The sequence below is a fragment of the Kitasatospora sp. NPDC056446 genome, from assembly GCF_042796115.1.
In the GTDB taxonomy this organism is placed as follows: Bacteria; Actinomycetota; Actinomycetes; order Streptomycetales; family Streptomycetaceae; genus Kitasatospora.
On sequence record NZ_JBHTRF010000030.1, the window covers coordinates 85,033 to 92,570 of the forward strand.

Annotated in this window: 9 protein-coding genes; 4 read left to right on the plus strand and 5 right to left on the minus strand. The window is 70.6% G+C overall.

Features of this window, described 5'->3' with window-relative positions; all coding sequences use genetic code 11:
• Window positions 1-103: 103 nt before the first annotated feature.
• From ACFQ6N_RS20435 to ACFQ6N_RS20455, 5 genes are all read right to left on the minus strand, one after another.
• Entirely contained in the window at window positions 104-1,225 is a 1,122-nt protein-coding gene (locus ACFQ6N_RS20435) for a TniQ family protein (RefSeq protein ID WP_380650677.1), read from the minus strand.
• The gene (locus ACFQ6N_RS20440; protein WP_380650679.1) at window positions 1,222-2,286 is read right to left on the minus strand and encodes an AAA family ATPase; all 1,065 of its coding nucleotides are present in this window, start codon (window positions 2,284-2,286) and stop codon (window positions 1,222-1,224) included. Before ACFQ6N_RS20440 ends, ACFQ6N_RS20435 begins: the two co-directional genes overlap by 4 nt.
• Window positions 2,283-4,283: a Mu transposase C-terminal domain-containing protein gene (locus ACFQ6N_RS20445; protein WP_380650681.1), complete on the minus strand. Its 2,001-nt coding sequence runs from the start codon at window positions 4,281-4,283 to the stop codon at window positions 2,283-2,285. The genes ACFQ6N_RS20440 and ACFQ6N_RS20445 overlap by 4 nt, the downstream gene beginning before the upstream one ends.
• Before the next feature lie 41 nt (window positions 4,284-4,324).
• Window positions 4,325-4,984, minus strand: coding sequence for a TnsA-like heteromeric transposase endonuclease subunit (locus ACFQ6N_RS20450; RefSeq protein WP_380650683.1), 660 nt, complete (start codon window positions 4,982-4,984; stop codon window positions 4,325-4,327).
• Window positions 4,985-5,150: 166 nt separating this feature from the next.
• Window positions 5,151-5,672, minus strand: coding sequence for a hypothetical protein (locus tag ACFQ6N_RS20455; protein ID WP_380650685.1), 522 nt, complete (start codon window positions 5,670-5,672; stop codon window positions 5,151-5,153).
• A gap of 314 nt (window positions 5,673-5,986) precedes the next feature.
• On the opposite strand from ACFQ6N_RS20455, the gene ACFQ6N_RS20460 reads away from it, so the two are divergent.
• From ACFQ6N_RS20460 to ACFQ6N_RS20475, 4 genes are all read left to right on the plus strand, one after another.
• Window positions 5,987-6,355 carry a DUF317 domain-containing protein gene (locus ACFQ6N_RS20460; protein WP_380650687.1) on the plus strand — a complete coding sequence of 123 codons (369 nt, stop codon included), beginning with the start codon at window positions 5,987-5,989 and terminating at the stop codon, window positions 6,353-6,355.
• 83 nt (window positions 6,356-6,438) lie between these two features.
• Window positions 6,439-6,606: a hypothetical protein gene (locus tag ACFQ6N_RS20465; RefSeq protein WP_158515666.1), complete on the plus strand. Its 168-nt coding sequence runs from the start codon at window positions 6,439-6,441 to the stop codon at window positions 6,604-6,606.
• A gap of 92 nt (window positions 6,607-6,698) precedes the next feature.
• Entirely contained in the window at window positions 6,699-7,109 is a 411-nt protein-coding gene (locus ACFQ6N_RS20470; RefSeq protein WP_380650689.1) for a hypothetical protein, read from the plus strand.
• Window positions 7,106-7,474 carry a hypothetical protein gene (locus tag ACFQ6N_RS20475; protein ID WP_380650691.1) on the plus strand — a complete coding sequence of 123 codons (369 nt, stop codon included), beginning with the start codon at window positions 7,106-7,108 and terminating at the stop codon, window positions 7,472-7,474. The genes ACFQ6N_RS20470 and ACFQ6N_RS20475 overlap by 4 nt, the downstream gene beginning before the upstream one ends.
• Window positions 7,475-7,538: the final 64 nt, after the last annotated feature.

Below are 7,538 nucleotides of genomic sequence, written 5' to 3' on the forward strand. Positions count from 1 at the left end.
CGGCCTCCCGATCCGGACCGAGGCCGACCACCCCGCGGTCCCCTTCCCCAACCAGGTCGGCGACCCTCCGCCGCGCCACCCCCGCCGACACCGCTGTCCGGTCTCACTGATCATGGCGGACGCGACTATGCCGAGCTGCGGATTGCCAGGTCTGATGAGACGGATCGGGGATGCCGAGCTCAGGGATCATGGCACTTCTTAGTAGGCGCCATCGGTGACGTCCTCGCGTCAGGTGGACCTGGTTGATGTGGTTCCAGATCGCATCAGCTGGCCTGCGGGGGGCACTGCATGGCCACTGGCAGTCAGCGGGTGCCAGGGGTGTCAGCCCGAGTGCTGCCCTCGTCCGGTCGATCAGCACGCGGATTTCCTCCTTGTTCTCCGCGTAGAAGAACTCGGCCGGGGCGATGGTCATGGGTGCCAGGAAGGTGGCCAGGGTGGCGACTTCAGGGTGCGAGATGATCGCGCCGAGCTCGTTGTTCTGCGTGATCGTCTCTGCCTCGGCGGGCCAGTCCAGTTTTCGTGCGCGGGCTTGCCAGCGTTGCACCATGGCTGGTTCCGCCCATCGGTCTGCGGCCCACTTCTCGGCGATCGAGCGGGCGTCGCGAACGCTCATGACCAGAACGTCGGGGCCGTAGCGGCGGAGGATCTGGGCCAGTCGTCTTTGAGCGGCGGCCATGCCGGCGATGGGGCTCAGGTCGACCGGCGGCGGGAACGTCTGCCGTTGGTTCGCGTTCGTCCACGATCCGCTGATGGTGACGCTCTGCCAGTGCTGGTGGCGGGTGCAGATGACCCGGGTGATGGGCAGGTGGAGGCGGGGCGGGGCGGTGTTGCGTCGTATCGCGCAGTGGGGGCATGCCCGGCGGGTGTAGCCCATGGCGGCTTGGAACCGGACGGCCGGGATCTTCTTCTCCATGAGGTCCGGCGCGTGCTGGCGGGCCCAGCCCAGGGCCGGGAGCGCCGCTGACAGTCGCCCCAGGGGCAGGCCGCTGATCACGGCCAAGCGTTCCGCGGCCGGCGGGTTGAGCAAGGCCTCGAAGAACTCCAGGTGCCTGCCCAGGGACGAGGACTCCGGTCTGGCGATGGTCTTCCAGAGGATCGTGTCCCGGGTGCGGTTGGCAGTGGCGAGGCGTTGGACGAACGAGGTCAGCGACTCGCCTCCCCAGGGGCGGACGGGGATCGGCAGCGAGCGGGCCGGGGTCTGGTGGTCGCCGCGAGAGCCGCTCATCCGGCGGCCTTGTGCTGGCGGGTGCCGGCCGCTCTGACCGGCCGTCGACGTGGGGCGCTCGCCTCGGCGGCGGTGTCGAGCGGGATGTCTTCCAGGATCGGGACGGTGATCCGCTCGGTGCCGGAGAGGATGGCCCTGACCGCGGCGGCCCTGACCAGGTGCGCGAGGCTGCCGATCATGCCGGAGGTGCGGTGGTGCAGGAGGTCGGACTGGTCGACGAGGGTGCCGGGCCGGTGCCGGTGCAGCCGCAACGACTGCTCCATCGTGGCCAGTAGCTGGTGCCACTGGGCCTTGTGGGCTGCGGTGGCGGTCGTGAACGGCTTGGCGGTCACGCTCACGAAGCGTCCGGCGATCTGCTTGCCCCGGGTTCCGGTGAACAGGCCGGCTTGTTCGACGTCGATGCCGGCGTAGACGAATGTCGCGGTGATCCGTTCGGACAGGTACTTCAACTGGTCGGAAGCCTCCGCTCCGGCCCGGGTGGTGAGGTTGAGGTTGTGGATCTCGTCCACCAGCACCAGCTCGCAGCCCAGTTCGGCCAGGACCTCGCAGACGGCGTTCGTGATCTGGGCCTGGTTCTGGCTGCCGACCAGGGGGATGCCGAGAAACCGGGCGAACTCCATCGCGAGCATTTTCGGGGTCGCGGCGGGCGGCACCGTCACGTAGACCACGGGCATGCGGGGGCCCGCTCCGGCTGGCAGGCGGCGTCGGACGTGCTGTTCGTGGGCCTTGCCGAGCTGGGTGATCGCGGTGGTCTTGCCCGTGCCGGGCTCGCCGGTGACGATCAGCCCGCGCCGGGCGGAGACCTGCCGCCGGTTGAGCAGGGTCAGTTCGCGGCCAGTGCGGATGATCTCCATCATCGTGGGGGTCTTCGCGACCAGGACCTCGGTGTGGTGCTCGATCCGGGCCTCGTCGTAGAGCGCTCGTTCGACCTCGTTGAGGGCCGCCAGCTCCTTCGGCCGAAGCAGCGTGACCGTGGCGGGGAGGTAGTCGACGAACCTGGCCCACCCCTCCTTGGTCGTCAGGGCGGGCCGGCCGGGCGCGAGGTCCTGCTCGGTGCTCACCGGTAGTCCTCCTCGCTGAACGGGTCGAAGATGCCGAACGGGATCACCTCGGCCAGCGGAGCGTCGTCCGCGTCCGCCTCGTCGAAGTGGCCGGTCGCGGGCAAGGCCCCAGCGGGCCGGACCTGCGGCAGGCGGGGTTCGGGAACCGCCGGTCGCGGTGCGGGCGGCCGGCGGCCCGCGAGTTGCAGCAGGTCGTCCAGCGCTCGGGCGACCTGAGCCTGGTCCGTGTCGTCGTGCCCGCGGGCGGCGACCGTCCGGCGGGCCTGGCGCCAGAGGCTGTCGGAGAAGGGCTGGGCGATCATCTTGTGCAGGGTCCACTCGGCGGTGATCCAGCCGCCCGCGCGGTGGTCGCGTACGAAGACGTGGGAGACGTCGTGCGGGTCGAAGTGGACTTCCCAGCGGCCCCGCTGTGCGCTGACCCCGGACAGCTGGCGCCGGTAGGGGACGAGCTCGGGCGCGTCGTAGGTGCGGTTGTCGATGCGGATCCCGTAGTCGTTGACGGTCCGCCAGGTCGTCGGCAGCAGCTCGATGTAGTCGGTCGGGCCGAGGGTCATCGGCAGGTAGCCGCTCGATGCGACCAGCAGCGCGTAGGCGTCGTTCGGCGACATCGACCGGCGTGGCAGAAAGGGGTGGGCCAGCGCCTCGTGCGGGCGCAACTGCCAGCCGGCGATCACCCATTCCTGCAGGAGGTCGTCGAGCTCCGGCAGGCTGAAAGCCGCCCGGCGGGCCGGGTCAGTGCCCCGGCGGCTGACGTCCCGGCCGGTGTAGCTGGCGACGTGCTGGCAGAACAGGCTGTTGATCGACGAGAACGTCCGCTCGACCACGCCCTTGTCCGTCGGTGTGCCCGGGTGCGCGAGCTGGACGGAGATGCCCAGTTGCCGACAGGCGTCGGTGAAGGTCCGCGAGAGGTAGACCGCCCCGTGGTCGGTGGTGATCGTCTCCGGGACGATCACCGGCTTGGCCGCCGCCTGCGCGAACCGCGCGTCGATCCGCAGGAGCCGGGCGTGCGGCAGCAGGGAGGCCGACGCGGCCAGCGCGTGCGGCCAGGTCGGCCGCATCGGCTCGGGCACCAGCATCCGCGCCAGCAGCAAGGCGGCGTCCACCGCCTTGGTGCTCTCCGGCCGCAGGACGGCCGCGCAGATCGTGCGCGTCGCCATGTCGACGGCAATCGTCAACTCCGGTCGCCCCGTGCTTCCGTCGTCGAGAACCACCAGGACGTCCAGCTTCGTGGTGTCGATCTGCACCTGTTCTCCCGGCCGGGCCGCGATGCTCGGCGTGAACGGGCCGGTGGGCCGTTTTGCGGTCTGCCGGCGGGTCGTGGCCGCCCCGAAGGTGTGCCGCCCGGTCGTGAGTCGGTCGACCAGTCGGTAGAACGCCGCCCGGGAGGGCAGCGGAACTGCCTTGTCGCCGTACTCGTCCGCCAGTGCCCGCTCGACCCGGCGCATCAGCCTCGCCCTGGTGCCGGTCGACACTTCGGTCTCCTCGCCGATCGCCTGCAGCAGTACCTTGACCACCCGCGGATCGGTTCGCCCGGTCGGTGAGGAAGAGCGCATCGTCCGCTGGTCGACCAGGCCCAGCAGGCCCTGCTCGCGGTAGCGGCTGCGGATCCGCTGCAGCGTGCGCTCCCCGACCGGGCGGCCGACCGCCGCCAGTTCCTGGGCCTTCGTCCTCTGACGCTCCGCCAGCGCGGTGGTCGCCGGGTCGTAGCCCGGCCGCGGAACCGCCCCGGGTGGCGAGTCCGGCGGCAGACCGGTCTCGATCTCGACGACATGGCGTTCCCAGAACCGTGCCTGTGCGAGCGCCTCGGCCGGCGCGGCCTCCAGCAGTCCCGTCGGTGCCAAGGCCGGCAGCGGCCCGTCCGCACCCAGCAGGGCGAAATCCTCGTCCGCCAGCAGGAACGGCAGCAGCACCACCCGCGAGGCGCCGTCCGTGCCCAGCAGCCTCACCGAAGTTCCCTCGATCGCCACCACGGTGTGCTCGCCGCTGTCGAAGCGCACCTGATCGCCCGCCCGCAGAACACCGGGCCGGGCCAGGCCCGTCACCGCCCGGCCCCCGAGGCCACGCTGACGAGCGCGGCCTCGCCGAGCACCACCGACAAGTCCGCGACCAGCACCCCGGACCACAACAGGTGGAACAGCACCCGCAGCACCGCGATCGGATCACCGACCCGCTCCACTGCCAGCCGTACCGGCTTCGGCCGCGTGAACGCCCCGAGCAGGGGCTCCACGAAGCGGCTCACGGCATGCCGGGGATGGCGATAGCCGGCCAGCCACCGGATGTTGGCCAACAGGACCGGCTCCACAGTCCCGGCCACCTCGTAGGACCAGCCGACCTCGCGGCAGGCCCGCTCCGTCGCCGCGAACGCCTCCGCGTCCCGCGGCTTGATCCGGTCCAGCGGACGGCAGTCCACCATCAGCCCCGAGCCGTCAGCACGACGGGCGAACCAGTCCGGCGCGTGGGACCTCCGCTTTCCGCCCTCCTGCCAGAACAGCCACAACGGCTGCGACGCGAAGCCGGTGACCTGCCGGTCGAAGTCCAGCAGCATCGCGTGGTCGCGCTCCAGCCACGACTCGTAGCCGACGTGCCGACCGGACGTCGCAGACCACCACAGCCCGGGATAGTTGCGCTGTCCTCGCCATGACGGAAACGACCGAACCGGCCGTCCATCCTCGAACCGCACCCCGGCAGCGTCAGTCAACGCCGCACGGTGCTCGCCACCGTCCCGGTCGACATATGCGACCTCGAACCCCCGCATCACCGCCGGCGCCCCACCGGCAACACTCCGAGCAACTGTCACACGATCACGATGGTCAGACGCAGAAGCCCCTGTCCGCCACCTTCGCCAACTTCACCGAGACGATCGCTCAGACGTCGATAGCCTTGCGAGCACGGTCAACGAACTGACCGCGTTTTGCTGACATGTGATCGGTATACCTTCTGATCTGCTGTGACTCCGACTGCGTGACCGGCGTCCCGGAGCTTCGCCCAATGGTGTGCGCCTGGATGTCCGCAACGCACGCTGACAGTGAGCGAGCGAGCTCTTCGGCCGCATGAGCCAGCTCCTCGGGTCCCTCGATCTCTACGATGGCCTGAGCCTCCGCCAAGCTGCCATCGAGGATCTCCCTGAGCCGATCCGTCTCGGCGCGGATCGCGTCGAGATCATTTCCGGGTCTGATCAACTCCCTGTCGATATTCTTCAAAAGCCTCTGGGCTTCGTCCGCCTTGGCGGTGAAGGCAGCGTACGCATCACGGCGTAGCTGGCGCCGCCACTGCCGGTGTTCCGCACGGGTCTGTCGTTGCGCGGCTATTCCGGCGACGGCGGCTGCCAGTGTCGTGCCGACCACCCCCACCGCAGCACCGAGGACCGCGGCCACTCCTGCATCCATACCGAGATTCTGACGGCCTGAGAGCCAATGCGTGAGCACTTCGCTGAACGATGTTCGGGCTCACCACGCGATGTCCGCCACCTTCGCCAACATCACCGAGACGGAAGGCGCCGGACTCGCCACCTTCACCAAGACTCCGCCACGCTCATCGAGACAGGACAACCGCGCGCCTGCGCCCGGACCAACTCGGTCCGGGCACAGGCGTGTTCGCCTGTGGCAGACGAACCCTCGAACGGACTACGCAAATCGGGGCAGTCCAAGTCAACATGGACGACCCCGCAGCGCATGCCCGAAGGAGGCCCCCTCTGTCCGTCGTGATCTCCACCCCCGCTGTCCGCGGTCCCCGGCCCGGCGACGCCATCCCGCACCGCACCTGGCCGCTCGGCGAGGGCAACCCCAACGCCATCAGCGCCTTCCTCTACGAGCACGGCTGGTCGTGGGTGATCGACGCCGAGGGCGGCCTGCACGCCGCTTCGCCGTGCACCCAGGTCTACGTCGGCTACCAGCCGGATAACCGGCACGTCGACACCTGGATCATCGCGCTGCACGGCACCGCCCGCCAGCCCGGCTGGCGGGCCACGTTCAACCGGCACACCCCTGCCGAACTGGTCATCGACCTCCTCACCTCCATGGTCAACCGCTCCACCCCCCGCCCGTCCACCACCACCTCGTCGACCTCCTGAAAGGACGCGCCATCCCCCGCACTCCCCGCCTGTCCGCCCGTCGCCGCCTGACCTTCGCCGAATACCTCATCAGCGCCGCCGCCGTGGGCCTCACCTTCCACGCCCTGCTGGTCGACGAGCAGGCCGCCACCCGCATCGGCCTGCTCCTGATCGCTCTCCAGCTGATCGTCGCGCGGGTCCTGCTCGTACGTGTCCCGGCCGTGGCCGAGACGTCCGGGCGGATTCCCCGGCAGCGCCGCCCGCACCGCTGAGCGACACCTCCCTCGCATGCCGCCGTGGCCCGGCCCGGCGGCCCAGTCATCGACGCGCACCTCGCGTCGAGCACCGCGACCACGGAGGCCCATTGGAACCCGAGACCCTCGATCTGCGCGGCGACCGCGTCGGCATCGCCCGCGCGTTCGGCACCGCCTACGGCCCCACCAACAGTGCGGGCGAGCGGACCCGCTACCACGTGCTCGCCTACCTCGCCCCATCCGACCGCTACCTGCTGGCCGTCGGCGGCATCGACGGAACTCCCGCGCGGCACCGCCCCGGCGCGGGCCGCTGCGGGTGGAGTACCGCCGATCAGCTCGCCGAACTCGTCGTCGCCCACCTGGTGCGCGACGACGGCGGAGGCCGGACCGTCTGCCACCACCACATCGTCCCCAATGCACCGGACCGCCCGTGCCGGGCCTGCCGGATCCGCCCGCCCCGCACCGACTGCTCCTTCTTCTCCCAGTCCCGCTACGCTCCACTTCTCCAGGAGGCTCCGTGACCACCAGCCCGAACATCTCCCGCCGCGGCCTGCGGCGCGCGGCGGTTGCGTTCATCGCGCTCACCGCCCTCTCCGGTGCCATCGCCGTCACAGCGGGCCTGCGGCACGACGGCGTCTGGGCCGCCGTCGAACTGACCGCGTGCGGCGTATCCGCCCTCACCCTCTACCGGGTGAGCAGACTGCTCGACGCTGACGCCGACCGCTCGGTGCTCACCGGCCTCGCCTCCGGCCCGGCGCCCGTCGACGAGCTTGCGGCCGACCTCGGGCTGCGAGTCGCCGTCGTACGACTCAGCCTCACCCGGCTGCTGAACTCCGGCCAGGTGCTCCAGGACGAGCACTGCGGCTTCCGCCTGCTCGACCGCTAGGTGAGAGCCCTTCGGGGCAACGACGACGGGGCGGGCGCCCGGGCGGAGGGCGGGGCGGCCCCGG

Coding starts and splice junctions, on each gene's coding strand:
- ACFQ6N_RS20435 (WP_380650677.1), bottom strand. CDS start 1,225: ATGAGCGGCTCTCGCGGCGACCACCAGACCCCGGCCCGCTCGCTGCCG.
- ACFQ6N_RS20455 (WP_380650685.1), bottom strand. CDS start 5,672: ATGGATGCAGGAGTGGCCGCGGTCCTCGGTGCTGCGGTGGGGGTGGTC.